We start from the raw sequence: 25,426 nt of genomic DNA, 5'->3' as shown, positions 1-25,426 counted from the left end.
TTGATACTGTTCAGCTTAGTTGCTGTTTGTTGCTCCGTCGTTCAATGCAGCACTCTGCAACGCTTTTCTGGCCTGCTGTTTACGCAGCAGTTGCCAGTGCGCCAGCACGGTTTTCGGTGCCCAGATCTGTGGCTCCGAGGCTTCGAAGTTGTCCGCCAGTTCGCGCTCGGCGACGGTGGCCTTGGCCAGTTTGAAGGCCTGCTCCAGATCGTCGGTCTGGTTCAGGGCCTGAGCGAACAGGGCGTCGCCGAAGTAGGTGAAGTTGGCTTCTTCCGAGCAACCGAACGACACGCGGTCGGCACGCGAGGCGGTCATGATCAGGGTGCGCTCATCTTTCAGCGCGGGGATGAAACCGCCGGAATAGCACGATGAAATCACGATCACCTTGTCGCGGTTTTTCAGTGGCGCGAGCACGGCGGCAAGTTCGTCGGCGGGCAGGTCGGCGAGCTCCATGCGCGGTTGATCGAGTACCAGCTCGTGTTCGGCAGTGCCGTGGCTGGTCAGGTAGATGAAGATCAGGTCTTCCGGGCCGCTGCGTTCAGCGAGGGTCTGCGCGGCGCGGCGCAGGTTTTCGCGGGTGGCCATCGGCCGGTCGGCGAGATGCTCGCGGTGGTTGACCAGACGAATCTGGCCATAAGCGCCGAAACGCGTAGTGAGCATGTTGGCGACGTAATCGGACTCGCGCAGGAACACGCTTTGCTTGCCGTCGCCGCCGAGGGTCAGGGTGTACAGCTCGACTGCCGGAGTTGAGGCAGGCACGGCGGCCAGTGCGTCATCGAGCAGACGCCCTTGGGCCAGCAAGCCGAGTTCGAGGGTGTCGGGCAACAGCTTGCCGTCGGCATCACGTACGCGCTGGCCGTTGATCCAGGTACCGCTGAGCACGGTGCCGTCGGTCAGCACCAGGGTGCCGCGTCCGGCGTAGCTGTCGCCGTCGAACCCGCCGATGTAGAAGCTGCCGTCAGACAGGTTCAAGCGGCCCTGACCGCTGAAGCGCCAGTCGTTGAAGAAGCCGATGTAGTGGCTGCCGTCGGCGCCGATCAGTTCGCCCTTGCCGGTCAGTGCGCCTTCCTTGAACTGGCCGAGCCACACGTCGCCGTCGGCGTTCTCGTAGCGGCCCTTGCCGTGCAGTTGGCTGTTCTTGAAACCACCGACATAGATGTCGCCATCGGCACTGTTGAACGTGCCATTGCCTTCGAGCTGGCCGTTGACGAAGTGGCCGCTGAACGTATTGCCGCTGGAGTCGCCGCGCTGGCCTTCGCCGTTGGGTTTGCCGTGGGCGAACTGGCCCTGATAGGAACTGCCGTCGTCCATTTCCAGACGACCCAGCCCGGAATACTGGTCAGCCTTGAACTCGCCACGGTAGGTCATGGCGTTTTCCTTGAGGGTGCCTTCGCCATCGCGGCGGCCCTGCTTGAAACCGCCGGTGTAACTGCTGGCGTTGGTGGTCAGGCTGCCCTGGCCATCGAACAGCCCCTGCTGAAACTGACCGCGATAGACTTCGCCGTTGCTGCCGTGCCACTCGCCCTGGCCATGCCATTGGCCCTTGTCGAACTGCCCGGCGTACCAACTGCCGTTGGGGTAGTCGACCCGGCCCTGGCCTTGCAGCAAGCCGTTGACCAGTTCACCGCGATAGCGTCCGCCGTCCGGCAGCCGTGCATCCGGGGGCAACAGCGATTCGCCGTCGCCGCACGCGGTGAGCATCAGGGTCAGGGCAAGGGGTGCAAGAGAAGCGAGTGGGCGCATAGCGGGATCCGGGCAATTAGGCGACCGAGTATGCCGCAGCTATGTGACCTTATACAGCCGGGAAAACAGCGCTGATGCGAAACAGCGTGCGCTGTTTCGCATCTCGTGACTCAAACGAAGCAGAGCGACAGCGGTTCGGCGATATAGGCCGGTTTGTCCGAGCCTTCTATCTCAAGCGTCGCGGTGGCCTTGAGCAGCCATTGACCGGGTTTTTTCTCGGTCACTTCGGCCAGATCGACCTTCAGGCGCACTTTTGAATTGACCTTCACCGGCTGGATGAAACGCACGCTGTCCAGGCCGTAATTGACCACCATCTTCAGGCCTTGCGGCAGCACGAGGATGTCTTCCATCAGTTTCGGGATCAGCGACAACGACAGGAAACCGTGGGCAATGGTGCTGCCAAAAGGCGTTTGCGCGGCTTTGACCGGATCGACATGGATGAACTGATAATCCCCGGTGGCTTCGGCGAACAGGTTGATGCGCTCCTGATCGATGGTGAGCCATTCGGAACGTCCGAGTTCCTTGCCGACATAATCTTTGAGCTCTGCAACGGGAACATAGGGCATTGAGACTCTCCTTGGGTTCATCGGTTTTATAGTTTTTCAGGTGGGGGATTTGACCGCCCTGCGAACCACTGTAGATCAACATGGCGATTTGCTCCGGTCAACCGACCATGCTTTTGGCGAATGCCGATCCATAGCGCTGCCGTGCTTATAATGCCGAGGACTTGCGGGGGGAGATGTCTGATGTTGTTACGTGGCCTGACCATGCTGGTGCTGTTCCAATTGCTCGGCACGGCACTCAACCATTTGCTGTTGCCGGTGCTGCCGGGGCCGATCATCGGTCTGCTGCTGTTGCTGGTGTTCCTGATCATTCGCGGTGAAGTCGGCGAGCCGCTGAACCTCGCGGCCGGCAGCCTGCTGCGCTATCTGCCGTTGCTGCTGGTGCCGCCGGCGGTGGGCGTGATGGTTTATGCGAGCGACATTGCCGCCGATTTCTGGGCGATTGTCGGCGCGCTGGTGTTGTCGTTGATCCTGTCGATGGCCTTCGCCGGGGTGCTGATGCAACGCCTGGTCAAGCGCCATGCGCCGCACTCGGAGGAGTCGTGATGCTCTTCGATTGGCAAGGCGCCTGGGCTTCGGTGATCCATCATCCGCTGTTCGGCATCGGCATCACCCTCGGTGCCTATCAATTGGTACTGGCGGCGTTCGAGAAAACCCGCTGGATCTTTCTGCAACCAGTGCTGGTCTCGATGCTATTAGTGATTGGCGTGCTGGTCGGCTGCGGCCTGACCTACGCCGAGTACCGCAAGAGCACCGAAATCCTCAGCATTCTGCTGGGCCCGGCGACCGTGGCGCTGGCGGTGCCGTTGTATGTCAACCTAAAGCGCATCCGCCAATTGTTCTGGCCGATTTTTACTACGCTGGTGATAGGCGGCGTGGTCGCCACGGGCATGGGCGTATTGCTGGGCTGGTGGTTCGGTGCCGAGCACATGATCCTGATGACCATGGCGCCGAAGTCGGTGACTTCGCCGATTGCCATGCTGGTGGCCGAGCAGATCGGTGGTGTCGCGGCGCTGGCGGCGGTGTTCGTGCTGATCACTGGGGTGATCGGCGCGATCTTCGGCCCGGCGCTGCTGACCCGGCTCGGCGTGCACAGCCCCGAGGCGCGCGGCATGGCGCTGGGCATGACCGCGCACGCGGTCGGCACCTCGGTGGCGTTGCAGGAAAGCGATGAATGCGGCGCCTTCGCGGCGCTGGCGATGAGTCTGATGGGCGTGGCCACGGCGGTGTTCCTGCCGTTGGCGGTGTCGATGGTGGTGTAAGGAAATGTCTATGAGTCTGCCGCTTTTTCCGCTGAATACAGTGCTGTTTCCCGGCTGCAACCTTGACTTGCAGATCTTCGAGGCGCGCTACCTGGACATGATCGGCCGCTGCATGAAACAGGGTGGCGGTTTCGGCGTGGTGTGCATTCTTGACGGCCACGAAGTCGGCGTTGCGCCAGAGGGCTTTGCACTGGTCGGCTGCGAGGCGCGGATCACCGATTTCCAGCAACAGGACAATGGTCTGCTGGGGATCCGGGTGCAGGGCGGGCGGCGTTTTCAGGTGTTGCGCACAGAGGTGCAGCGCGATCAGTTGATCCTCGCCGACGTCGAGTGGCTGGACGATGAGCCGGAGCAACCGTTGCAGGACGAAGACGCCGATCTGGTGGCGCTGCTCAAGGCCTTGGCCGAGCACCCAATGGTCGAGGCGTTGAACATGGGCACCGAAGCGTTGGTGCAGCAGTCGCTGGCCAATCAGCTGGCGTATCTGCTGCCGTTCGCCGAAGAAGACAAGATCGACCTGCTGCAACTCGACGATCCGCAGCAGCGACTGGATGCGATCCAGGCGCTGCTCGATGAGCTGCAGGGCGAGCTGTTCGCCTAAGTATTAGTAGGCGTAACGCAACATCGTGTCCGGCAGATGCCGCAGAACGAACAGGCTGAACAGCACCAGCAGTGCCGGCAGAATCAGCCACCAGACCTTGAACGGCATAGCATTGAGCGGCGCCTTGCGCTGACTCAGCCACAAGCCCGCCGCACATACGCATGCCGCCAGCATTGCGCCGGCCAGAATATCCGTCGGCCAGTGCGCCCCCAGATAAACCCGTGACAAAGCAATCGACAGCGCTGGAATACAGCCGAGCAGCAGCCAGGTCAGGCGCATGCGCGGCGGTTGTCCGCGGCCGGCGAGAACCGCCAGCACCAGAAACAGCGCGAACGAACCCGAGGCATGACCGCTGGGCATGCTGTAGCTGGTCAGCGGATCGGTCAGCACTTCCGGGCGGACCCGGGCGAAAAACTGTTTGGTGACGGTATTGAGGAGCGCGGTGCACAGCAGCACGCCACCGGCAAAAATCGCCTGACGCCATTGCCGGCAAAGCAGCAACAGACCGGTGAGCAGGGCGCTGAACATCAACATATTGCGGAATTCACCGATCAGGGTGAAGGTCACTGCGATTTCATCGAGCATCGGCTGCCGATGTTCCTGCACCAGGGTCATCACGCCCTGGTCGAGGGCGTGCAGGTACGGATAGCCAATAAACAGGCCGATCAGAATCATCAGGCTCATGCTGCTGATCCAGATCGTCGCCCGGCGATGCTGGCGCAAGCTGCTGTTGACGCTCATGCCGACCATCACCGCAATACTGGCGGCAACGATGCCGGCCTGCAGCCAGAAACCTTCCGGCAGCGGCAAGCGGATCGCCGCGCCGGTGGCCCAACCCGGCAGCAGATAGGCGACGCTCCAGCCGGCGGCGGCCAGCAGGCTGACGGCGGCGAAACGCGGGAAGGGCATGTCGCACATCCCGGCAACCATCGGCAACATCGGCCGCAACGGGCCGATGAAGCGCCCGACCAGCAGGCTGGCGATGCCGTAACGCTGGAAGTAGGTTTCGGCCCCGGCCATCCATTCCGGATGGTGGCGCAGCCCCGGCAGGCGGCGGATGTTCTGATGGAAATGGCGGCCGAGGAAGTACGAGATCACATCGCCGAGTATCCCGCCGAGAAAGCCCAGCAGCAGGGTTTCACTCAACGACAGTGCGCCGCTGCCGGCGAGTACGGCCACGGCAAACAGCAACACCGTGCCGGGCACGATCAGCCCGGCAATTGCCAGGCACTCCACGCAAGCGACGATAAATACCGCAGCCGCCAGCCACTGCGGATTGGCGGCGAGCCACCCGGTCACGCTATCGAGCCATGGGCCCATACACACAACTCCATCAAATCTTCAATAAGTCCCGAAGGCTGTACAAAATTTCAGCAATCACTCAGTACCCCTGTGGGAGCGGGCTTGCTCGCGAATGCGGTGTGTCATCAACGAACTCGTATCTGACACGCCCTCTTCGCGAGCAAGCCCGCTCCCACAAGGACGCATTAGGTTCAAAACCTGTGTCACTTCAGGACAGCAAAAAATAATCGCGACCTTCGACCTGGCCCCGGCGCAGCGGGTTCCGCGTGCACCATTGGGCATACGCGGCGTCGACGAAACGGTACATCAGGTGTTCGTCGCGGCCATGGGGGATGCCCAGGCGGGTGGTCTGGATAATCTGGGTCGGTGCCGGCCCGGTGTCTTCCACCAGCATCAGATCGTGATCGAAACGCTTGGCGTCCCACATCGGCACCTTCAACCCCAGCGCCTTGCACAGCAGCGTCTGCCCGGCGCAAAGCTTTTGCGAAGGACGCGGCCGGCCCTGGGCATCGGGATTGTTCAGCAGCATCTGCGCCAGACTCGCCGGCCCACTGATTTCATCGACCCACGGGTAGGCGGACTTGATCAGCACCGCATTGCCGGGCCCCTGAGCGCTGAAGTTCAGCGAATCGCCACCGCGGGCGTAATACATATAGATGTGCCCGCCATCCAGAAACAAAGCCTTACGTTTTTCCGTGTAGCCGAGCGATGCATGACTGCCTTTTTCCGCGCAGTAATAGGCTTCGGTTTCGATGATCCGGGCGCTGAGCCACAGATCGCCGACCCGGTGGCGGATGACTTTGCCGAGCAGGTCGCGGGCCAGCACTTGCGCGTCACGGTCGAAAAAAGCGTCCGGAAGGCCCAGTGGCAGGCGCTCGGCGGTGGCGCGAACGGTCAGGTTGGACATGGCAAACGGTGGTTATCCAGGCGAAGGAGGTCGTGATGATAACAATCCGCGGCTTAATTACGGCTGAACGTCGGCAAATTGCAGTCCATTTCGACCATCCGCCTGTCACCGCTGTTAGTCCCGGGACGCGACAGCTATAATCTGCCGCTTTCCTCTTTGCCAAGACCCCAGCAGACCATGACTGAGTCCGTTCTTGACTACATGACCCGATTGGGTCGCGCCGCCCGCGAAGCTTCCCGGGTCATCGGCCGTGCCAGCACCGCGCAGAAGAACCGCGCCCTGCAGGCTGCTGCCAATGCGCTGGACGCTGCTCGCGCCGAGCTGGCCGCAGCCAATGAACAGGATCTGGCCGCCGGTCGCGCCAACGGTCTGGAGCCGGCCCTGCTGGAGCGTCTGGAGCTGACTCCGGCGCGCATCGACGGCATGATCGTCGGCCTGCGTCAGGTGGCAGCACTGCCCGACCCGGTCGGTGCGATCCGTGACATGAGCTTCCGCCCGTCCGGGATTCAGGTCGGCAAGATGCGCGTGCCGCTGGGTGTGATCGGGATCATCTACGAATCCCGGCCCAACGTGACCATCGATGCCGCCAGCCTGTGCCTGAAGTCCGGCAACGCGACCATCCTGCGCGGTGGCTCCGAGGCGATTCATTCCAACCGCGCGATTGCCGCGTGCATCCAGCGCGGTCTGGCCGAGGCCGAATTGCCGGCAGCCGTGGTGCAAGTGGTCGAAACCACAGACCGTGCCGCCGTCGGCGCGATGATCACCATGCCCGAGTACATCGACGTCATCGTGCCGCGCGGTGGCCGTGGCCTGATCGAACGCATCAGCCGCGATGCCCGGGTGCCGGTGATCAAGCATCTGGACGGCATCTGCCACGTATTTGTCAGCGAGCACGCCGATCTGGCGAAAGCCCAGCGCATCGCCTTCAATGCCAAGACTTATCGTTATGGCATCTGCGGGGCGATGGAGACTTTGCTCGTCGATCAAAGTGTTGCCAAGGATTTCCTGCCGTCGATGGCTGCCCAGTTCCGCGAGAAAGGCGTCGAGCTGCGTGGCTGCGAACGCACCCGCGCGATCATCGACGCGGTGGCGGCCAGCGAAGACGACTGGAGCACCGAGTATCTGGCGCCGATCCTGTCGATCCGCGTGGTCGACGGACTGGATCAGGCCATCGAACACATCAACCATTACGGCTCGCATCACACCGACTCGATCGTCAGCGAAAACCTCGCCGACACCCGGCGTTTCGTCGCGGAAGTCGACTCGGCGTCGGTGATGATCAACACCCCGACCTGCTTCGCCGATGGATTCGAATACGGATTGGGTGCCGAGATCGGCATTTCTACTGATAAGCTGCACGCCCGCGGCCCGGTGGGCCTCGAAGGACTGACCTGCGAGAAGTACATCGTGGTCGGTGATGGCCAGTTGCGCGGCCAGGCGACGGTCTGACTTGACCGACCTCGACTTGACAGCGCCGCTGCCTGACGGCGAACTCCGACCCCGGCGCATCGGCGTACTGGGCGGCACGTTCGACCCGGTGCACATCGGCCATTTGCGTGGTGCGCTGGAAGTCGCCGAAGCGCTGCTGCTCGACGAGCTGCGCATGATGCCCAGCGCCCGGCCGCCGCACCGCGATACGCCGCAGGTGTCGGCGCAGGATCGGTTGGCAATGGTTGAATGCGCGGTGGCCGGAGTGCCGCCGCTGGTGGTGGACGCCCGCGAATTGCAGCGGGACAAGCCGTCTTACACCATTGATACCCTGGAGTTGATGCGTGCCGAAATGGCCGCCGAGACCCAGGTTTTTCTGCTTTTGGGCTGGGACGCATTTTGCGGCCTGCCCACTTGGCATCGCTGGGAAGAGTTGCTCCAGCATTGCCACATCCTGGTGCTACAGCGCCCGGACGCCGACAGCGAACCGCCGGATGCCTTGCGCAACCTGCTGGCAGCGCGTTCGGTGAGCGACCCGCTGGCCCTGAAAGGGCCGAGCGGACAGATTGCATTCGTCTGGCAGACACCGCTCGCGGTTTCCGCCACCCAGATCCGTCAACTGCTGGCCAGCGGTAAGTCGGTACGTTTCCTGGTGCCCGACGCGGTCCTGGCCTACATCGATGCGCACGGTCTGTACCGTGCGTCGAACTGAACAAGGCGTGCTTCACTGATACGAATCCACGTATCGCCAAGCCGCCGAATATACGAGCAAAACGAGTTTTATATGACTGACAAAGACGTAAGCAAAGTTAAGCGCAAAGGCACGTTCAAGAGCGCGCCGCTGCCGGAAGTCGCCAACACCAACGAGCCGCTCAAGGGCGACGAGCTGGTCAAGGTTGCCGTGGCAGCCCTGGAAGACGTCAAGGCACAAGACATCCAGATCATCGATGTGCGCGACAAGCAGAGCATCACCGACTACATGATCATCGCCACCGGTACGTCCAATCGCCAGATCAACGCGATGCTGGACAAGGTCCGTGAAGAAGTCAAAAAGCAGGGCGCCAAGCCGCTGGGCGAAGAAGGCAAGGGCGACAGCGACTGGGTGCTGCTCGACCTCGACCTGGTGATCGTGCACATGATGACCGCGTCGGCGCGTCAGTTCTACGACCTGGAACGCCTGTGGGCCGGTGCCGAGCAAAGCCGTGCGGCAGACGCCAAGCACCACAGCCCGGAAAACACCCACGAGCATTTCACCAAGCTCAACAAAGACCAGCTGTAAGGGATTGCTGTGCGACTGCGACTGATCGCCGTCGGTTCACGCATGCCCAAGTGGGTGGAAGAAGGCTGGCATGAATATGCCAAGCGTCTTCCGTCCGAACTGGCGCTGGAACTGGTGGAAATTCCGCTCAATACCCGTGGCAAGAACGCCGACGTGGCCCGTTTCATCCGCCAGGAAGGCGAAGCCATGCTGGCCAAGGTCGGGCCGAACGAGCGGATCGTCACGCTGGAAGTCCACGGCAAGCCCTGGAGCACCGAGCAACTGGCGGTCGAACTCGACCGTTGGCGGCTGGATTCGCGCACGGTCAATTTCATGGTCGGCGGCCCCGAAGGGCTGGCGCCGGAAGTCTGCGCCCGCGCCGATCAGCGCTGGTCGTTGTCGCCGCTGACCTTGCCGCACCCGCTGGTGCGGATCCTGATCGGCGAACAGCTGTACCGTGCCTGGACCGTGCTGTCCGGTCACCCTTACCACAAGTAGTCCTGCCCTCATGTCTCAGCCGATCCGCATCAAGGACCACGAAAAGGACGCCCGCCTGGTGCGCAGCCGCGTCGTGTTCGGGGCCATTGCGGTCATGCTGTTGATCTGCGTGCTGATTGCGCGGCTGTACTACTTGCAGGTGATCCAGTACGAGTACCACTCGACACTCTCGGAAAACAACCGCGTCCACGTGCAGCCGATTCCGCCGACCCGCGGCTTGATCTTCGACCGCAACGGCGTGGTGGTGGCGGACAACCGTCCGAGCTTCAGCCTGAGCATGACCCGCGAGCGTTCCGGCGACTGGCAGCAAGTGCTCGACGTGATCGTCGAAGTGCTGCAACTGACGCCCGAGGACCGGGTGATCTTCGAGAAACGCATGCGTCAGGGGCGTCGGCCATTCGAGCCGGTGCCGATCCTGTTTGAGTTGACCGAAGAGCAGATCGCCCGGATCGCGGTGAACCAGTTCCGCCTGCCAGGGGTGGAAGTGGTCGCGCAGCTGGTGCGCCACTACCCGCAGGGCGCGCATTTTGCGCACTCGGTGGGTTACATGGGGCGCATCAACGAGAAAGAGCTGAAGACCCTCGACCCGGTCAACTACAGCGGCACCCACCACATCGGCAAGACCGGCATCGAGCGTTTCTACGAGCCGGAACTGCACGGCCAGGTGGGTTACGAGGAAGTCGAAACCAACGCTCGGGGCCGCGTATTGCGCGTGCTCAAGCGTACCGATCCGATTCCCGGCAAGGACATCGTCCTGAGCCTGGACATCAAACTGCAGGAAGCGGCCGAAGCTGCGCTGGGCGGGCGTCGTGGCGCGGTGGTGGCGCTCGATCCGAAGACTGGCGAAGTGCTGGCGATGGTCAGCCAACCGAGTTTCGACCCGAACCTGTTCGTCACCGGCATCAGCTTCAAGGCCTATGCCGAACTGCGCGATTCCATCGACCGGCCGCTGTTCAACCGCGTGCTGCGCGGTCTGTACCCGCCGGGTTCGACGATCAAGCCGGCGGTGGCGATTGCCGGTCTCGATTCTGGCGTAGTGACGGCGTCGAGCCGGGTGTTCGACCCCGGTTACTACATGCTGCCCAACTACGATCATAAGTACCGCAACTGGAACCGCACCGGTGACGGCTTCGTCGATCTCGACACGGCGATCATGCGTTCCAACGACACCTACTTCTATGACCTGGCGCACAAGCTGGGCATCGATCGGTTGTCGGCCTATATGAACAAGTTCGGCATCGGCCAGAAGGTCTCGCTGGACATGTTCGAAGAATCCCCCGGCCTGATGCCATCCCGCGAGTGGAAACGCGCGACGCGCAAGCAGGCGTGGTTCCCGGGTGAAACCCTGATTCTGGGGATTGGCCAGGGTTATATGCAGTCCACACCGTTGCAACTGGCGCAGGCCACGGCGCTGGTCGCCAACAAAGGCATCTGGAACCGGCCGCACCTGGCCAAGACCATTGAGGGCGCCAAACCGGTAGACGAGAACCCGATGCCGGACATCGTCCTGCGCGATCCGTCGGACTGGACCAAGGTCAACCACGGCATGCAGCAGGTGATGCACGGCGCCCGGGGTACTGCGCGCAAGGCAGCAATCGGTGCGCAATACCGCATCGCCGGCAAGTCCGGTACCGCTCAGGTCGTCGCGATCAAACAAGGTGAAAAATACGACCGCTCCAAGGTTCAGGAACGCCACCGCGACCACGCCTTGTTCGTTGGTTTCGCCCCGGCCGACAACCCGAAAATCGTGGTTTCGGTGATGGTCGAGAACGGTGAGTCCGGCTCCGGGGTCGCCGCGCCAGTGGTGCGTCAGGTGATGGACGCCTGGCTTCTGGACCAGGATGGTCGATTGAAGGCCGAATACGCCGGTCCTATCAGTGCGGAGGCTACGGCCCGTGATGAATAATTTTGATCGCATGCTCTCCAGCGAGGATGTGATGCGTCGCCGGGCGACGCTGCTGCAACGTCTGCATATCGATGGCCCGCTGTTGATCCTGCTGCTGATCCTCGCCGCAGGCAGTCTGTTCGTGCTGTATTCGGCCAGTGGCAAAAGCTGGGATCTGCTGGGCAAACAAGCCACTTCTTTCGGCATCGGCCTGGTGTCGATGATTGTCATCGCCCAGTTCGAACCGCGGTTCATGGCGCGTTGGGTACCGCTCGGTTACGTGATCGGCGTGGTGCTGCTGTTGGTGGTGGACATCATGGGCCACAACGCCATGGGCGCGACGCGCTGGATCAACATCCCCGGGGTGATCCGCTTCCAGCCTTCGGAGTTCATGAAGATTCTGATGCCGGCGACGATTGCCTGGTATCTGTCCAAACGCACGCTACCGCCGCAACTCAAGCATGTCGGCATCAGCCTGATGCTGATCGGCGTGCCGTTCATTCTGATCGTGCGCCAGCCTGACCTTGGTACGTCGCTGCTGATTCTGGCCGGCGGCGCGTTCGTGCTGTTCATGGGCGGACTGCGCTGGCGCTGGATCCTCAGCGTGCTGGCCGCCGCCGTACCGGTGGCGATCGCCATGTGGTTCTTCATCATGCACGACTACCAGAAGCAGCGGATCCTCACGTTCCTCGACCCGGAAAGCGATCCGCTCGGCACCGGCTGGAACATCATCCAGTCGAAAGCCGCGATCGGTTCCGGGGGCGTGTTCGGCAAGGGCTGGCTGCTGGGCACCCAGTCGCACCTGGACTTTTTGCCGGAAAGCCACACCGACTTCATCATTGCCGTACTGGGCGAGGAGTTCGGTCTGGTGGGCATCTGCGCGCTACTGCTGATCTATCTGCTGCTGATCGGTCGCGGCCTGGTGATTACCGCCCAGGCGCAGACGCTGTTCGGCAAATTGCTCGCCGGCGCGCTGACCATGACGTTTTTTGTTTATGTTTTCGTCAACATCGGTATGGTCAGTGGCCTGTTGCCGGTGGTGGGGGTGCCGTTGCCCTTCATTAGCTACGGAGGAACTTCGCTGGTGACACTGCTGTCAGCGTTTGGGGTTTTGATGTCGATTCATACGCATCGCAAGTGGATCGCACAGGTTTGAATAAGGTGAAGAGTTCAATGCAAGTCATGCGCAGCTGGGCGACTCGTTACGCGCCGTGGGTCGGCCTGGTCGGCATCCTTGGCAGCGCGCAGGAAGCGCTGGCCGGCGATTACGAAGGTTCACCGCAGGTGGCCGAATTCGTCGGTGAAATGACCCGCGACTACGGTTTTGCCGGCGAGCAACTGATGGCGGTGTTCCGCGAGGCCCAGCGCAAGCAGGCGATTCTCGACGCGATCTCCAAACCCGCCGAGCGGGTCAAACAGTGGAAAGAATATCGCCCGATGTTCATCACCGACGCGCGCATCGCCCGTGGTGTGGACTTCTGGCGCCAGCACGAGGCCGTACTGGCCCGTGCCGAGCAGGAATACGGCGTACCGGCACAAGTCATCGTGTCGATCATCGGCGTCGAGACCTTTTTCGGACGTAATACCGGCAATTACCGGGTGATTGATGCATTGTCCACGCTCGGTTTCGACTATCCTCCCCGTGCCGAATTTTTCCGCAAGGAATTGCGTGAGTTCCTGCTGCTGGCCCGTGAAGAACAGGTCGATCCATTGACCCTCAAAGGCTCGTACGCCGGGGCGATGGGCTTGCCGCAATTCATGCCGAGCAGCTTTCGCGCCTATGCGGTGGATTTCGACGGTGACGGTCACATCAATATCTGGACCAATCCGGACGATGCGATCGGCAGCGTGGCCAGTTACTTCAAACGGCATGGCTGGGTCGCCGGGGAACCGGTGGTCAGTCGCGCCGATGTGCGCGGCGAGCAGGTCGATGAAGGCCTGACCACCGGCATCGAGCCGACGAAAACGGTCGGAGAGTTGCGGGCGCTGGGCTGGTCAAGTCATGATGCGCTGCGCGATGATATGCCGGTTACTGCATTTCGCCTCGAAGGCGACAACGGCCCTGAATACTGGATGGGCCTGAAGAATTTCTACGCGATCACGCGTTATAACCGCAGCGTGATGTACGCCATGGCCGTACATCAACTGTCTGAAGAGCTGGTAAAAGCACGGGGCGTCAAGTAATGCGGGCATTGCCTATCAATAAACCCCTGAAGCTGGTGGCATTCGCCGCGTTGGCGGTGCTGGTCGCCAGCTGTTCGACCAGCCGCACGCCAACCCAGAAGACCTCGTCCACCGCCGTACGTGCGCAGCCGGGGCTGGACATCAACCGCGCGCACAAAGACGGCGCGCCGTGGTGGGATGTCGATGTTTCGCGGATCCCGGACGCCACGCCGACCCTGCACACCGGCCCGTACAAGGCCAACCCGTACACCGTGCTGGGCAAGACCTATTTCCCGTTGCAGGAATCCAAGACCTACGTCGCCTCGGGCACGGCGTCCTGGTACGGCACCAAGTTCCACGGGCAAAACACCGCCAACGGCGAAGTGTATGACCTGTACGGCATGAGTGCCGCTCACAAGACTCTGCCACTGCCAAGTTACGTTCGGGTGACCAACCTGGACAATAACAAGAGCGTGATCCTGCGGGTCAACGATCGCGGGCCGTTCTATTCGGACCGGATCATCGACTTGTCCTACGCGGCCGCGAAGAAGCTCGGTTATGCCGAAATCGGCACCGCGCGGGTCAAGGTCGAGGGCATCGATCCGCAGCAATGGTGGGCCGCCAAGGGCCGTCCGGCGCCGCTGATGCTCAACGAGCCACAAGTCGCGCAGAATAGCGCCCCGGTGATCACGGCGTCGGCCGGTACCATCGAGCAGTGGACCCCGCCGCCGCAGCAACATGCTTCTGACACTGTCCCTGTACAGATCAGCGCAAAAAAAAACGCTTCTGCACCAGCGTCTGGCCAGTATCTGCAGGTGGGCGCGTTCGCCAACCCGGACGCTGCAGAACTCCTGAGGTCGAAGCTCAGCGGGATGGTGAGCGCTCCGGTGTTCATCAGCTCGATCGTGCGCAATCAGCAGACCCTGCACCGGGTACGCCTGGGGCCGATCGGTTCGCCGGGTGAGATCGCCCAGGTGCAGAACAGCGTGCGCCTGGCCAATCTCGGCTCGCCGAGCGTGGTCACCGAGTAAGAAACGTAGCACTTGATTGACGGTTCACTTGCGGTTTTGGGGGGTGAACCAGGTTGTTGGCTCGTCGAAGAACAAAAGCCCGGCAAGGGTGACTGGAGTGAGCAACTGAACACGCGATGGCCCGTTAGAAGGCTGTCTGAATAGTTTTGCCTTCGGGCAAGTTTCCATTAGCGATTTCGAGAGACGGATGAACATCACCACCTTTGCCAAACGCCTGTGTCTGCTAGTCCCGCTGCTCCTCTCGCCAGCCGCTTTCGCGGCCGAGATGATGCCGTCGCCACCTCAACTGGCTGCAAAAGCCTACGTGCTCATGGACGCCAGCAGCGGCAACGTGCTGGTGGAGAACAACGGTGACCAGCGTCTGCCGCCAGCCAGCCTGACCAAACTGATGACCGCGTACATCGCTACGCTGGAAATCCGTCGTGGCCAGATCGGTGAGAACGACCCGGTGACCGTCAGCGAAAACGCCTGGCGTACCGGCGGCTCGCGGATGTTCATCAAAGTCGGCTCGCAAGTGACCGTCAGCGACCTGCTGCACGGCATCATCATCCAGTCCGGCAACGACGCCAGCGTGGCGCTGTCCGAGCACATCGCCGGCAGCGAAGACGCGTTCGCCGACCTGATGAACAAGACGGTCGCCGATCTGGGCATGACCAACTCGCACTTCATGAACCCGACCGGTCTGCCGAACCCTGAGCACTACTCGTCGGCTCATGACATGGCGATCCTGGCCCGTGCGATCATCCACGAAGACCCGGCTCACTACGCGATCTACTCGCAGAAAGAGTTCTTCTGGAACGGCATCAAGCAGCCTAACCGCAACCTGCTGCTGTGGCGCGACAAGACCGTTGACGGTCTGAAAACCGGTCACACCGACGAAGCCGGCTACTGCATGGTGTCCTCGGCTGTACGTGATGGCCAGCGTCTGATCGCCGTGGTGTTCGGCACCAACAGCGAAGTGGCGCGTGCCGCTGAAACCCAGAAGCTGCTGACCTACGGTTTCCGTTTCTTCGAAACCCAGACCTTCTACCAGAAGGGCACCGAACTGGCTCAGGCCCCGGTGTGGAAAGGCACCACCAGTCAAGTCAAGGCCGGCCTGGCTGAAGACCTGACCATGACCCTGCCAAAAGGCCAGCTGAAAAAGCTCGCTGCCAGCATGACCATGAACCCGCAACTGACCGCGCCAATCGCCAAGGGCGACGTGATCGGTAAAGTCGAAGTGAAACTGGACGACAAGGTAGTGCACAGCGCTGACCTGATCGCTCTGGACGCTGTCGAGGAGGGTGGTATCTTCCGCCGCATGTGGGATAGCATCCGTCTATTCTTCTACGGCTTGTTCAACTGATTTGTGTTGACCTGCATGGCCCCGCCCCGATCCGGTGCGGGGCCATGTGCGTTACCACGGCTTGCGCTCTAGAGGCCGTTACGCCATGACCGATACCGAAGTAAAGGCGCCAAAGATCGAATTTCCGCAGACTGATTATCCGATTAAGGTGATCAGCGATACGGGCGTCGGCAACAAAGACAAAATCATCGACATCGTCAAGAAACACGCAACCATCAATGATGAGCGCATCGACGAGCGTCAAAGCAGCAACGGCAAGTACACCACCATCCAGCTGCACATCGTCGCGACAGACCAGGATCAGCTGTACAACATCAACAGCGAACTGCGGGCTTCCGGTTTCGTGCACATGGTGTTGTGATGCCGGGCACGCTGGGCTTTCGCGAACTTGGCCAGATGGCTTACGAGCCGGTCTGGCATGCCATGCAACGCTTCACCAACGAGCGCGGCAGCGATGCCGCCGACGAAATCTGGCTGGTCGAGCACCCACCGGTGTTCACCCAGGGCCAGGCCGGCAAGGCCGAACACCTGTTGCTGCCGGGCGATATCCCGGTGGTACAGGTCGATCGCGGCGGGCAGGTGACTTATCATGGCCCGGGCCAATTGGTGGCTTACCTGTTGCTGGATGTGCGCAAGCTGGGTTTCGGCGTACGTGATCTGGTCACGCGCATGGAACAGTGCCTTATCGAACTGCTGGCCAGCTACGGCGTCACCGCCGCCGCCAAGCCAGATGCTCCCGGCGTCTACGTCGACGGAGCGAAAATCGCTTCTCTGGGTTTGCGGATTCGCCACGGTTGCTCCTTTCATGGCCTGGCCCTGAACGTGGATATGAACCTGGAGCCGTTTCGACGGATTAATCCCTGCGGCTATGCCGGGCTGGCGATGACCCAGCTGAGCGATCACGCAGGATCGATTGAATTTGCCGAGGTAAGTGCCCGGCTGCGCGCGCAGCTCGTCAAACACCTCGACTATGCTGAGCAGACGACCCTGACGGGCGGAATCGACTGATATGACTACTGATGCAGTGCAAACCATGATCCCGACGCTCGACGTGACCGAGCGCCCGGCCCCGCGTCCCAAGGTTGAAGCCGGCGTCAAGCTGCGCGGCGCCGAGAAGGTTGCACGCATCCCGGTAAAGATCATTCCGACCACCGAACTGCCGAAGAAACCCGACTGGATTCGCGTGCGCATCCCGGTTTCGCCGGAAGTCGACCGGATCAAGAGTCTGCTGCGCAAGCACAAGCTGCACAGCGTCTGCGAAGAAGCCTCCTGCCCGAACCTGGGCGAGTGCTTCTCCGGCGGCACCGCGACCTTCATGATCATGGGCGACATCTGCACCCGTCGTTGCCCGTTCTGCGACGTTGGCCACGGTCGTCCGAAACCACTGGACGTCAACGAGCCGGAGAGCCTGGCGATCGCCATTGCCGACCTCAAGCTCAAGTACGTGGTGATCACCTCGGTTGACCGCGACGACCTGCGTGACGGTGGTGCCCAGCACTTTGCTGACTGCATCCGCGAGATCCGCAAGCTGTCGCCGAACGTGCAGTTGGAAACCCTGGTCCCGGACTACCGTGGCCGCATGGACATCGCCCTGGAAATCACCGCTGCCGAGCCGCCGGATGTGTTCAACCACAACCTGGAAACCGTGCCGCGCCTGTACAAGGCTGCGCGTCCGGGTTCGGATTACCAGTGGTCGCTGACCCTGCTGCAACGCTTCAAGCAGATGATGCCGCACATTCCGACCAAATCCGGCCTGATGCTGGGTCTGGGCGAGACCGACGAAGAAGTCATCGAAGTCATGAAGCGCATGCGCGAACACGACATCGACATGCTGACCCTCGGCCAGTACCTGCAACCGTCGCGCAGCCACTTGCCGGTGCAGCGTTTCGTGCACCCGGACACCTTCGCCTGGTTCGCCGAGGAAGGTTACAAGATGGGCTTCAAGAACGTTGCTTCCGGCCCGCTGGTACGTTCCTCGTATCACGCCGACGAGCAGGCGAAACTGGTCAAGGCTGAACTGCTCGGTTCCTGATCCGGCGCTGATAGCCTCGAAAAATACCCGCCTCGGCGGGTATTTTTGTTTGGGCCTGCCGCGCACTCTTTTGTTTGTCTCTGGACCTGACTACTGTGTCTGCAAGACTTTACACAGGGAGACCCATGGATGACCGTTCGACCGACCCACAGCCTTTTTCCGCATAAACCCGTACCGGCGCTGCCATCCGAAGGGCTGATCGGCGTGATCGCCCCTGCTGGCCCCGGTGCGCTGGACACGGAAAAGGCTGTGCAGTGGATGCGCGCCCGCGGGTATGCGCTGAAAGTGTTCCCCGGTGTCTACGAGAAGGACGGCTATCTGGCCGGCAGCGATGACGTGCGCCTCAACGACCTGCATGCCGCGTTCGCCGACCCTGAAGTCGACGCGATCATCTGCCTGCGCGGCGGCTACGGTACGCCGCGCCTGCTGGACCGGATCGATTACGATCTGCTCAGCCGCCACGCCAAGCCGTTTGTCGGCTACAGCGATATCACCGCGCTGCATCTGGCGATCAGCCGCTACGCCGGGTTCGTGACCTTCCATGGCCCGTTGCTCAATGCCGACCTGCTGGGCGACAAGGAGCCGCCGACTGTCACCTCATTCTTCGCCATGCTGCGCGGTCAGTTGAAGGCGGGGAGTGTGTTGAGCCATCCGGTGGCTTATCCCTTGACCACCGTCGAACCGGGCATTGCGCACGGGCGTTTGCTCGGCGGCAATCTGGCGATGATCGCCGCAACGCTGGGCACGCCGTATGAGATTGATGTCGAGGGCGTGATTCTGCTGATCGAGGACGTCAACGAGCCGCTGTACCGCATCGACCGTTTGCTCACGCAGATGCGTCTGGCTGGCAAGCTGGCCAGATTGCGCGGGGTGCTGGTGGGGGATGTCGCCGGGGTCGATGTCGAGGCGCTGAATCGCTTGCTCAAGCAGACGTTCGAGCCGTTACGGATTCCGGTGCTGTCGGGGTGGCGCAGCGGGCATTGTGATCCGAACCTGACGCTGCCGATGGGGGCGCTGGTGCGGCTGGATGCGGGGAAGAAGGAATTGATGCTGGAACAGGATGTAGTGATCAAACGCTAGGGTTTGATTGCCAGTGAGTCAGTCTTCGGGAGCAAGCCCCCTCCCACATTTGATTCGTGTCGTACACAGAACCAATGTGGGAGCGGGCTTGCTCGCGAAGGCGGCATCAGCCATACGGCTATCTTCTATTGAGTACGCAGGCTCTCAAGCAACTTATGCGTCGGATAACCATCCGCCGGCCAACCCAGCGCCTGCTGGGCACTGCGGATCGCCTTGCGGGTATTGGCGCCGATAATCCCATCCGCCGTTCCCGCATCGTAGTTACGCGCACTCAGCAGGGTCTGCAATTCGATACGTTCGGTACGGCTCAATGGCAGGTCGTCTTTCGGCCATGTGCCGTTGATCAGGCCTGCGCCATTGAAGCGCTCGGACAACAGGCTGACGGCCAGTGCATAGGACGACGAGTTGTTGTACTTGAGGATCGCCCGGAAATTATCGAGGATCAGGAACGCCGGACCACGGTAACCGGCCGGCAGCAGCAGGGCCGCGGACAGCTGTTCCGAACCGGCTGGGGCCTGACCGCCATTGGGCAGGATCACGCCGAGTTGACGCCATTCGGTGACGGTCTTGCGAATCGTGCCATCGGCGAGGGTGTAGTTGAAGCCGCTCGGCAGCTGCACTTCAAAGCCCCACGGCTGACCACGCTGCCAGCCGGAGCTTTGCAGGTAGTGCGCGGTGGAGGCCAGCGCATCGGCCGGGCTGCCCCAGATGTCGCGGCGGCCGTCACCGTCGAAGTCCACCGCGTGGGTGTTGTAGGTGGTCGGAATGAACTGGGTCTGGCCCATCGCACCGGCCCACGAGCCAAGCATCTTTTCTGGCGTGATGTCACCCTGCTGCAGGATCTGCAGCGCCGCGATCAGTTGTGCATGAGCAAATGCGGGGCGACGGCCTTCGTAGGCCAGGGTCGCCAGCGAGTTGATCACCGATTTGCTGCCCTGGAACTGACCGAAGTTGCTTTCCATGCCCCATACCGACACCAGTGCCTGGCGATCCACGCCATAACGCTGTTCGATGCTTTGCAGGATGTCGGCGTACTGACTGATCAGCGCCTGCCCCTTGCGCACTCGCAGCGGCGACAGGGCGCCATCGAGGTATTCCCATACTGGACGAGAGAACTCCGGCTGGCTGCGGTCGGCTTTGATCACACTGGCATCGAAGCTGACATTGGCAAACGCGCGGTCGAACAGATCGGCGCGGATCCCGGCTGCCAAGGCATCCTTGCGGAAACCCGCCTGCCATTCGGCAAAGGTCTGGGTTGGCTGAAGATCAAGCGGGTCAGCGGACGGCACTACCGGCGGGATGATTGCCGGGGCTGTTGCGACAGGGGCGGCTTGAAGGGGTTGCGCATCGGCGGCGGTAGGTTTTTCCGCGCAGGCGACAAGCAGAATGAAGCTGGAGGCAGCGATCAGTTGGCGAACGGGCCAACGACGGGAAAGACTGAAGGGCATGCACAGTTCCAGGGGATACGAATCAGGTGCAGACCTTAACATGACCAGGGGGTGCTGTGCTTCAGGCAGCCAGAAAGTAAGAAGCCTCCCAGCTATTAGACTGGAAGGCTTCGCGGCGGTAGCTGCCTTTACCCTTGGTTGGTCGTTCCTGGCGACTGCGGAACAGGGGTTGGGCGATGATGGATTTGGCCTTGTTCGGGCCATGTTTCGATGGCTTTTTGCTCATGAGGGTTCTCTCGGTAGGTGGGTGCTGCGGGGCGAATAATCTGCCGAAGCCGCGCGTCTGTCCAGCCTCTATTGCGTAGGAATATTCTGACGCCTTCGCGAGCAAGCCCGCTCCCACAGTCGACCGAGTTCTATCATGTGAATGCGATCGACTGTGGGAGCGGGCTTGCTCGCGAAAGGGCGTTATGCGGTTGAACGTCTTACTCGGCGGGCAGTGAAAGACGCTGGCCCGACATCAACAGCGCCAACCGGCTCAGGCTCATCCACGGCGAACCGGCGGCCTGACCCTTGATCTGCGCATCGATGCGCTGGGCTTCGAGCAACAACTGCGCCCAGCGTTGCGCCGAGTAGCGTTGCAGGGCTTTGCTCATCAGCGGTTTGCGCTTGTCCCAGACTGGCGGTTTCGCCTGGCTGAAGCACTTGTCCAGCGGCGTGCCTTGGCTGTACTGCAGCGAGATATTGGCCAGCAGGCGCAACTCCCGCGCCAGTGCCCAGAGAATCACCGGTGGCTCGACGCCTTCACCGCGCAGGCCTTCAAGCATGCGCAAGGCGTGGGCCGGTTCGCCGTTGAGTACGGCGTCGGTCAGGCCAAACACGTCGAAGCGCGCACTGTCAGCCACCGCGGCCTGCACGGTTTCGACGGTGATCTGCCCACCTTCGGCCATCAACTTGAGCTTTTCGATTTCCTGCGCGGCGGCGAGCAGGTTGCCCTCGACGCGTGCGGCGATCAGTTCGACCGCGTCCTGGCTGGCCGACAAGCCGGCCTGCGACAGACGCTGGCGAATCCAGCTCGGCAACTGGTTGGCATCCACCGGCCAGATCTGGATGAACTGGGTCTGCTGGCCTTCGACCAGGGCCTTGCCCCACTTGGTTTTCTGCGCACTGCCGTCGAGCTTGGGCAAGCTGATCAGCAGCACCGTGTCTTCAGCGGGGCGCGAGCAGTATTCGATCAGCGCGGCAGCGCCCTTGTCACCGGGCTTGCCCGAAGGCAGGCGCAGTTCCAGTAGGCGTTTTTCGGCGAACAGCGACATGCTGGCGCCGGCCTGCAACAAGGTCCCCCAATCGAAATTGGCGTCGGCGGCGAACACCTGGCGTTCGTCGAAACCTTGCTGGCGGGCAGCACTGCGAATGGCGTCGGCGGCTTCCTGGCACAACAGCGGGTCATCGCCGCTGATGATATAGACGGGCGCGAGCGCACCTTGCAGGTGTTTGCCGAGTTGAGCGGGAGCGAGCTTCATAAGAGAGGGCGAACGGGGCGCCTGAGCGCCCCGTACGTCTTACTGCTGCGGCAGTTCGAGCGGCGACTGACGCGGGGTTTCCGCTTCAGCTTTCTGTGCCGCCTTCAGCGCGTCGGCTTCAGCCCGGGCACGGTCGTTGGCCGCTTGCTGCAATTGCTGCAGTTGACCCGGCGTCAGCTGTTGCAGGCGCAGCATCATGCGCTGAACCAGTTCGCGACGGGTTTCGCGACGGGCGTCGTTGGCTTCCTGATCGGAGCCGACGAGGTTGTTGCCGTCGTGGATGAATACTTTCTGCACTTCAAGCTTGTCGCTCAGCAGGTTCAGATTGTGTTCGCCTACGATGTCGTAGTTCAGCACGGTGGTCACTTGGTACTCACCCGTACGACCGGCACCGGCGTAGCTGAGGATACGCTGGTTTTCCTGTTCGTCAGCCAGATACAGCTTGTACGGTGCACCGCTGTAGACCTTGACGCCGCTGGACTCGAGCACCTGACGCAGCTGGGTGACGGTCTCGCCATAAGCGTTACGGGCGCTCAGATCGAGCTCCTTGATCGACAGTTCGTTGGTGCCGGTGCCACGCAGCTGGAAACCGCAGGCGCTCAGCAGAACGGCGAGGCCCATCACCAGCAGATTGCGTTTGATCATTGTGTTGCTCCCCTTGAAACCATGTGGGCCGACCCTGCGGCCCGAAAGGTTTTACAGTGCGTCAGGCGAACCTGACGCCCAATCCAATTTAGCTGGCGACGATGTTAACCAGTTTCCCTGGTACAACGATCACTTTGCGAATGGTCAGACCGTCGACGAAACGCAGCACGTTTTCGTTGGCGCGGGCCGCCGCTTCAACTTCTTCGCGGGTGGCGCTGGCCGGCATTTCGATCTGGCCACGCAGCTTGCCGTTCACTTGAATGACCAGTTGCAGGCTGTCCTGCACCAGTGCGCTTTCATCGACCGCAGGCCAGCCGGCATCGATCACCGGGTCAGCGTGGCCCAGTTGATTCCACAGCTCATGGCTGATGTGCGGCGTGATTGGAGCCAGCAGCAACGTCACGGCTTCCAGACCTTCGTGAATCAGCGCGCGGTCCTGTTCGGTGCCTTGCGCAGCTTTTTCCAGCACGTTCATCAGCGTCATCACCTGAGCGATGGCGGTGTTGAATTTGTGGTTCTGGCCGACGTCATGGCTGGCCTGTTTGATGGCCAGGTGGATGGCGCGGCGCACAACTTTCTGCTCGTCGTTCAGGCCGGCGATGTCCAGCTTGCCCGGCAGGCCCTGGGTCACATGGGCCTGCGCCAGGCGCCAGACGCGCTTGAGGAAACGGTGCGAGCCTTCAACGCCGGAGTCCGACCATTCGGCGCTCATGTCCGGCGGCGAAGCGAACATCATGAACAGGCGGCAGGTGTCGGCGCCAAACTGATCGATCATCGACTGTGGGTCGACGCCGTTGTTCTTCGACTTGGCCATTTTCTCGGTGCCACCGATTTCCACCGGCAAGCCGTCGGATTTCAGTTTGGCGCTGATGACCTTGGCCTTGCTGTCACGCTCCAGTTCCACGTCCGCCGGGTTGAACCAGGTGTAGGCACCATTGGCTTCGCGGCGATAGTAAGTTTCGGCGATCACCATGCCCTGGGTCAGCAGGTTCTTGAACGGCTCGTTGGAGCTGACCAGACCTTCGTCACGCATCAGCTTGTGGAAGAAACGCGCGTACAGCAGGTGAAGAATGGCGTGTTCGATACCGCCGATGTACTGATCCACCGGCAACCAGTGGTCGGCCGCGGATTTTTCCACCAGGCCACCTTCGAAGTGCGGCGAGGCGTAACGGGCGTAGTACCACGAGGACTCGACGAAGGTGTCCATGGTGTCGGTTTCACGCTTGGCAGGCTGGCCGCATTTCGGGCAGCTGCACTCGTAGAACTCCGGCATGCGCGCCAGCGGCGAACCGGCGCCGTCCGGCACCACGTCTTCCGGCAGCACCACCGGCAACTGGTCTTCCGGCACCGGCACGTCACCGCACGTGGCGCAGTGGATGATCGGGATCGGGCAACCCCAGTAGCGCTGACGGCTGATGCCCCAGTCGCGCAGGCGGAACTGAGTGCGCGAGGCACCGAGGTTTTTCTTGATCAGGGCGACTTCCATGGCGTCGAAAGCGCCGGTGAAGTCCAGGCCGTCGAACTCGCCGGAATTGATCAGCGTACCGTGCTCGCCGTAGGCGTCTTGCCACGGAGCCGGGTTGGTGTCGCCGGAGCTGGTGCGCACCACCGATTTGACCGGCAGGTTGTACTTGTGGGCGAATTCGAAATCGCGCTCGTCGTGCGCCGGCACAGCCATTACCGCGCCGTCGCCGTAGTGCATCAGCACGTAGTTGGCGACCCATACCGGGAGTTTTTCACCGGTCAGCGGGTGCTCGACGAACAGGCCGGTCGGCAGGCCTTTTTTCTCTTGGGTGGCGACGTCGGCTTCAGCCACGCTGCCGCCCTTGCATTCGGCGATGAACGCTTGCAGCTCCGGGTTGTTCTGCGCGGCCTGGGTGGCCAGCGGGTGCTCGGCAGCCACGGCAACGTAGGTCGCGCCCATCAGGGTGTCCGGACGGGTGGTGAAAACCTTGAGGGTGCCTGCTTCGCCGATCGAGTCGACGTTGTACGGGAACTGTACTTCCATGCCGCGGGATTTGCCGATCCAGTTGCGCTGCATGGTCTTGACCTGTTCCGGCCAGCCAGTCAGTTCGTCGAGGCTCTCCAGCAGCTCATCCGCATAAGCGGTGATCTTGAAGTAGTACATCGGGATTTCGCGCTTTTCGATCAGCGCGCCGGAGCGCCAGCCGCGCCCGTCGATCACTTGTTCGTTGGCCAGCACGGTCTGGTCGACCGGGTCCCAGTTCACGGTGCCGTTCTTGCGGTAGATCACGCCTTTTTCGAACAGGCGGGTGAACAGCCATTGTTCCCAGCGGTAGTAATCCGGCTTGCAGGTGGTCACTTCACGGGACCAGTCCACCGCGAGGCCCAGGCTGCGCAGCTGGGACTTCATATAGGCGATGTTTTCGTAGGTCCACTTGGCGGGTGCCACGTTGTTCTTCATCGCGGCGTTTTCCGCCGGCATGCCGAAGGCGTCCCAACCCATCGGTTGCAGAACGTTCTTGCCTTGCATGCGCTGGTAGCGGGAGATCACGTCGCCGATGGTGTAGTTGCGCACGTGCCCCATGTGTAGCTTGCCGCTGGGGTAAGGGAACATCGACAGGCAGTAGTAGGTTTCCTTGCCTGGCTGTTCACTGACTTCAAAGGACTTTTGCTCGTCCCAGAACGACTGGGCGGCGGCTTCGATTTCACGGGGCTGATATTGTTCGTGCATGGCTACTTTTGTACTGGATAGGGGTGGCCTAATCCTCTTCAACGCGCCCTCCGGGGGATGCTCCGGACAGGCTGGAA

At 61.7% G+C, this 25,426-nt stretch carries 25 protein-coding genes; 16 read left to right on the top strand and 9 right to left on the bottom strand.

What is annotated here, in order from left to right:
• Positions 1–15 precede the first annotated feature (15 nt).
• Together LVD08_RS18700 and LVD08_RS18695 are read right to left on the bottom strand one after the other, a co-directional pair.
• Positions 16–1,743, bottom strand: coding sequence for a C13 family peptidase (locus LVD08_RS18700; protein WP_247268897.1), 1,728 nt, complete (start codon positions 1,741–1,743; stop codon positions 16–18).
• A 110-nt stretch (positions 1,744–1,853) separates the two neighbouring features.
• On the bottom strand, positions 1,854–2,309 hold the full coding sequence (locus LVD08_RS18695; protein WP_003228575.1) for a MaoC family dehydratase: 456 nt from the start codon (positions 2,307–2,309) through the stop codon (positions 1,854–1,856).
• Between the two features lie 180 nt (positions 2,310–2,489).
• Here LVD08_RS18695 and LVD08_RS18690 point away from each other — a divergent pair, with 180 nt between their 5' ends.
• Genes LVD08_RS18690 through LVD08_RS18680 form a run of 3 tightly spaced genes read left to right on the top strand, consistent with a single transcriptional unit; the run spans position 2,490 to position 4,169 of the window.
• On the top strand, positions 2,490–2,852 hold the full coding sequence (locus tag LVD08_RS18690) for a CidA/LrgA family protein (RefSeq protein WP_095139173.1): 363 nt from the start codon (positions 2,490–2,492) through the stop codon (positions 2,850–2,852).
• Positions 2,852–3,568, top strand: coding sequence for an LrgB family protein (locus tag LVD08_RS18685; protein ID WP_247268896.1), 717 nt, complete (start codon positions 2,852–2,854; stop codon positions 3,566–3,568). The genes LVD08_RS18690 and LVD08_RS18685 overlap by 1 nt, the downstream gene beginning before the upstream one ends.
• A 10-nt stretch (positions 3,569–3,578) precedes the next feature.
• Entirely contained in the window at positions 3,579–4,169 is a 591-nt protein-coding gene (locus LVD08_RS18680; RefSeq protein WP_247268895.1) for an LON peptidase substrate-binding domain-containing protein, read from the top strand.
• A gap of 3 nt (positions 4,170–4,172) precedes the next feature.
• On the opposite strand, the gene LVD08_RS18675 is transcribed toward LVD08_RS18680, so the two are convergent.
• Both LVD08_RS18675 and LVD08_RS18670 read right to left on the bottom strand, forming a co-directional pair.
• Positions 4,173–5,489, bottom strand: a complete 1,317-nt coding sequence (locus LVD08_RS18675; RefSeq protein ID WP_247268894.1) for a bifunctional DedA family/phosphatase PAP2 family protein — start codon at positions 5,487–5,489, stop codon at positions 4,173–4,175.
• 190 nt (positions 5,490–5,679) lie between these two features.
• Entirely contained in the window at positions 5,680–6,378 is a 699-nt protein-coding gene (locus LVD08_RS18670) for a DNA-3-methyladenine glycosylase (protein ID WP_247268893.1), read from the bottom strand.
• Between the two features lie 177 nt (positions 6,379–6,555).
• Between LVD08_RS18670 and LVD08_RS18665 the strand changes: the two genes are divergently transcribed.
• The 13 genes from LVD08_RS18665 (at position 6,556) to LVD08_RS18605 (ending at position 19,098) form a co-directional block, all read left to right on the top strand.
• On the top strand, positions 6,556–7,827 hold the full coding sequence (locus tag LVD08_RS18665; protein WP_247268892.1) for a glutamate-5-semialdehyde dehydrogenase: 1,272 nt from the start codon (positions 6,556–6,558) through the stop codon (positions 7,825–7,827).
• Positions 7,796–8,518 (top strand): nicotinate-nucleotide adenylyltransferase, encoded by a 723-nt coding sequence (gene nadD / locus LVD08_RS18660; protein WP_049827899.1) that lies wholly within the window; start codon positions 7,796–7,798, stop codon positions 8,516–8,518. Before LVD08_RS18665 ends, nadD begins: the two co-directional genes overlap by 32 nt.
• 72 nt (positions 8,519–8,590) lie before the next feature.
• Positions 8,591–9,085 (top strand): ribosome silencing factor, encoded by a 495-nt coding sequence (rsfS, locus tag LVD08_RS18655; RefSeq protein WP_007960601.1) that lies wholly within the window; start codon positions 8,591–8,593, stop codon positions 9,083–9,085.
• A gap of 9 nt (positions 9,086–9,094) precedes the next feature.
• Positions 9,095–9,562 carry a 23S rRNA (pseudouridine(1915)-N(3))-methyltransferase RlmH gene (gene rlmH / locus LVD08_RS18650; RefSeq protein WP_003185785.1) on the top strand — a complete coding sequence of 156 codons (468 nt, stop codon included), beginning with the start codon at positions 9,095–9,097 and terminating at the stop codon, positions 9,560–9,562.
• A gap of 10 nt (positions 9,563–9,572) precedes the next feature.
• The gene (mrdA, locus tag LVD08_RS18645; RefSeq protein WP_027612897.1) at positions 9,573–11,468 is read left to right on the top strand and encodes a penicillin-binding protein 2; all 1,896 of its coding nucleotides are present in this window, start codon (positions 9,573–9,575) and stop codon (positions 11,466–11,468) included.
• A gap of 31 nt (positions 11,469–11,499) precedes the next feature.
• Positions 11,500–12,603 carry a rod shape-determining protein RodA gene (rodA, locus tag LVD08_RS18640; RefSeq protein ID WP_166497270.1) on the top strand — a complete coding sequence of 368 codons (1,104 nt, stop codon included), beginning with the start codon at positions 11,500–11,502 and terminating at the stop codon, positions 12,601–12,603.
• A 17-nt stretch (positions 12,604–12,620) separates the two neighbouring features.
• Positions 12,621–13,631: a lytic murein transglycosylase B gene (gene mltB, locus LVD08_RS18635; protein WP_007960589.1), complete on the top strand. Its 1,011-nt coding sequence runs from the start codon at positions 12,621–12,623 to the stop codon at positions 13,629–13,631.
• The gene (locus LVD08_RS18630) at positions 13,631–14,641 is read left to right on the top strand and encodes a septal ring lytic transglycosylase RlpA family protein (RefSeq protein WP_247268891.1); all 1,011 of its coding nucleotides are present in this window, start codon (positions 13,631–13,633) and stop codon (positions 14,639–14,641) included. The genes mltB and LVD08_RS18630 overlap by 1 nt, the downstream gene beginning before the upstream one ends.
• Before the next feature lie 187 nt (positions 14,642–14,828).
• Complete coding sequence (locus LVD08_RS18625; protein ID WP_003228546.1) at positions 14,829–15,986, top strand: D-alanyl-D-alanine carboxypeptidase family protein; 1,158 nt, start codon at positions 14,829–14,831, stop codon at positions 15,984–15,986.
• Positions 15,987–16,071: 85 nt separating this feature from the next.
• A complete protein-coding gene (locus LVD08_RS18620; RefSeq protein WP_027612895.1) occupies positions 16,072–16,347 on the top strand; it encodes a DUF493 domain-containing protein in 276 nt (91 codons plus the stop codon).
• Positions 16,347–16,994, top strand: coding sequence for a lipoyl(octanoyl) transferase LipB (gene lipB, locus LVD08_RS18615; RefSeq protein WP_027612894.1), 648 nt, complete (start codon positions 16,347–16,349; stop codon positions 16,992–16,994). The genes LVD08_RS18620 and lipB overlap by 1 nt, the downstream gene beginning before the upstream one ends.
• A 25-nt stretch (positions 16,995–17,019) precedes the next feature.
• Positions 17,020–18,018 carry a lipoyl synthase gene (gene lipA, locus LVD08_RS18610; protein WP_160768663.1) on the top strand — a complete coding sequence of 333 codons (999 nt, stop codon included), beginning with the start codon at positions 17,020–17,022 and terminating at the stop codon, positions 18,016–18,018.
• A 129-nt stretch (positions 18,019–18,147) separates the two neighbouring features.
• The gene (locus tag LVD08_RS18605) at positions 18,148–19,098 is read left to right on the top strand and encodes a S66 peptidase family protein (protein WP_115988818.1); all 951 of its coding nucleotides are present in this window, start codon (positions 18,148–18,150) and stop codon (positions 19,096–19,098) included.
• Between the two features lie 125 nt (positions 19,099–19,223).
• Here the strand turns inward: LVD08_RS18605 and LVD08_RS18600 are convergent, their stop codons facing one another.
• From LVD08_RS18600 to leuS, 5 genes are all read right to left on the bottom strand, one after another.
• Complete coding sequence (locus tag LVD08_RS18600) at positions 19,224–20,546, bottom strand: lytic murein transglycosylase (RefSeq protein ID WP_247268890.1); 1,323 nt, start codon at positions 20,544–20,546, stop codon at positions 19,224–19,226.
• Positions 20,547–20,607: 61 nt separating this feature from the next.
• Complete coding sequence (arfA, locus tag LVD08_RS18595) at positions 20,608–20,772, bottom strand: alternative ribosome rescue factor ArfA (RefSeq protein ID WP_027612891.1); 165 nt, start codon at positions 20,770–20,772, stop codon at positions 20,608–20,610.
• A 199-nt stretch (positions 20,773–20,971) separates the two neighbouring features.
• Positions 20,972–22,009: a DNA polymerase III subunit delta gene (holA, locus tag LVD08_RS18590; protein WP_003228535.1), complete on the bottom strand. Its 1,038-nt coding sequence runs from the start codon at positions 22,007–22,009 to the stop codon at positions 20,972–20,974.
• Between the two features lie 39 nt (positions 22,010–22,048).
• Positions 22,049–22,654: an LPS-assembly lipoprotein LptE gene (locus tag LVD08_RS18585; protein ID WP_007960576.1), complete on the bottom strand. Its 606-nt coding sequence runs from the start codon at positions 22,652–22,654 to the stop codon at positions 22,049–22,051.
• Positions 22,655–22,742: 88 nt separating this feature from the next.
• Complete coding sequence (leuS, locus tag LVD08_RS18580; RefSeq protein ID WP_247268889.1) at positions 22,743–25,349, bottom strand: leucine--tRNA ligase; 2,607 nt, start codon at positions 25,347–25,349, stop codon at positions 22,743–22,745.
• Positions 25,350–25,426 lie beyond the last annotated feature (77 nt).

Origin of the sequence: Pseudomonas sp. YL2, from assembly GCF_023063025.1 — a bacterium.
In the GTDB taxonomy this organism is placed as follows: Bacteria; Pseudomonadota; Gammaproteobacteria; order Pseudomonadales; family Pseudomonadaceae; genus Aquipseudomonas; species Aquipseudomonas putida_A.
This window is presented reverse-complemented; position numbering and strand designations above follow the sequence as displayed.

Bases quoted from the DNA above. Each gene is read 5' to 3' on its own strand.
- LVD08_RS18700 (WP_247268897.1), bottom strand. From the start codon at position 1,743: ATGCGCCCACTCGCTTCTCTTGCACCCCTTGCCCTGACCCTGATGCTC.
- LVD08_RS18695 (WP_003228575.1), bottom strand. From the start codon at position 2,309: ATGCCCTATGTTCCCGTTGCAGAGCTCAAAGATTATGTCGGCAAGGAA.
- LVD08_RS18690 (WP_095139173.1), top strand. From the start codon at position 2,490: ATGTTGTTACGTGGCCTGACCATGCTGGTGCTGTTCCAATTGCTCGGC.
- LVD08_RS18685 (WP_247268896.1), top strand. From the start codon at position 2,852: ATGCTCTTCGATTGGCAAGGCGCCTGGGCTTCGGTGATCCATCATCCG.
- LVD08_RS18680 (WP_247268895.1), top strand. From the start codon at position 3,579: ATGAGTCTGCCGCTTTTTCCGCTGAATACAGTGCTGTTTCCCGGCTGC.
- LVD08_RS18675 (WP_247268894.1), bottom strand. From the start codon at position 5,489: ATGGGCCCATGGCTCGATAGCGTGACCGGGTGGCTCGCCGCCAATCCG.
- LVD08_RS18670 (WP_247268893.1), bottom strand. From the start codon at position 6,378: ATGTCCAACCTGACCGTTCGCGCCACCGCCGAGCGCCTGCCACTGGGC.
- LVD08_RS18665 (WP_247268892.1), top strand. From the start codon at position 6,556: ATGACTGAGTCCGTTCTTGACTACATGACCCGATTGGGTCGCGCCGCC.
- nadD (WP_049827899.1), top strand. From the start codon at position 7,796: ATGGCCAGTTGCGCGGCCAGGCGACGGTCTGACTTGACCGACCTCGAC.
- rsfS (WP_007960601.1), top strand. From the start codon at position 8,591: ATGACTGACAAAGACGTAAGCAAAGTTAAGCGCAAAGGCACGTTCAAG.
- mrdA (WP_027612897.1), top strand. From the start codon at position 9,573: ATGTCTCAGCCGATCCGCATCAAGGACCACGAAAAGGACGCCCGCCTG.
- rodA (WP_166497270.1), top strand. From the start codon at position 11,500: ATGCGTCGCCGGGCGACGCTGCTGCAACGTCTGCATATCGATGGCCCG.
- mltB (WP_007960589.1), top strand. From the start codon at position 12,621: ATGCAAGTCATGCGCAGCTGGGCGACTCGTTACGCGCCGTGGGTCGGC.
- LVD08_RS18630 (WP_247268891.1), top strand. From the start codon at position 13,631: ATGCGGGCATTGCCTATCAATAAACCCCTGAAGCTGGTGGCATTCGCC.
- LVD08_RS18625 (WP_003228546.1), top strand. From the start codon at position 14,829: ATGAACATCACCACCTTTGCCAAACGCCTGTGTCTGCTAGTCCCGCTG.
- LVD08_RS18620 (WP_027612895.1), top strand. From the start codon at position 16,072: ATGACCGATACCGAAGTAAAGGCGCCAAAGATCGAATTTCCGCAGACT.
- lipB (WP_027612894.1), top strand. From the start codon at position 16,347: ATGCCGGGCACGCTGGGCTTTCGCGAACTTGGCCAGATGGCTTACGAG.
- lipA (WP_160768663.1), top strand. From the start codon at position 17,020: ATGATCCCGACGCTCGACGTGACCGAGCGCCCGGCCCCGCGTCCCAAG.
- LVD08_RS18605 (WP_115988818.1), top strand. From the start codon at position 18,148: ATGACCGTTCGACCGACCCACAGCCTTTTTCCGCATAAACCCGTACCG.
- LVD08_RS18600 (WP_247268890.1), bottom strand. From the start codon at position 20,546: ATGCCCTTCAGTCTTTCCCGTCGTTGGCCCGTTCGCCAACTGATCGCT.
- arfA (WP_027612891.1), bottom strand. From the start codon at position 20,772: ATGAGCAAAAAGCCATCGAAACATGGCCCGAACAAGGCCAAATCCATC.
- holA (WP_003228535.1), bottom strand. From the start codon at position 22,009: ATGAAGCTCGCTCCCGCTCAACTCGGCAAACACCTGCAAGGTGCGCTC.
- LVD08_RS18585 (WP_007960576.1), bottom strand. From the start codon at position 22,654: ATGATCAAACGCAATCTGCTGGTGATGGGCCTCGCCGTTCTGCTGAGC.
- leuS (WP_247268889.1), bottom strand. From the start codon at position 25,349: ATGCACGAACAATATCAGCCCCGTGAAATCGAAGCCGCCGCCCAGTCG.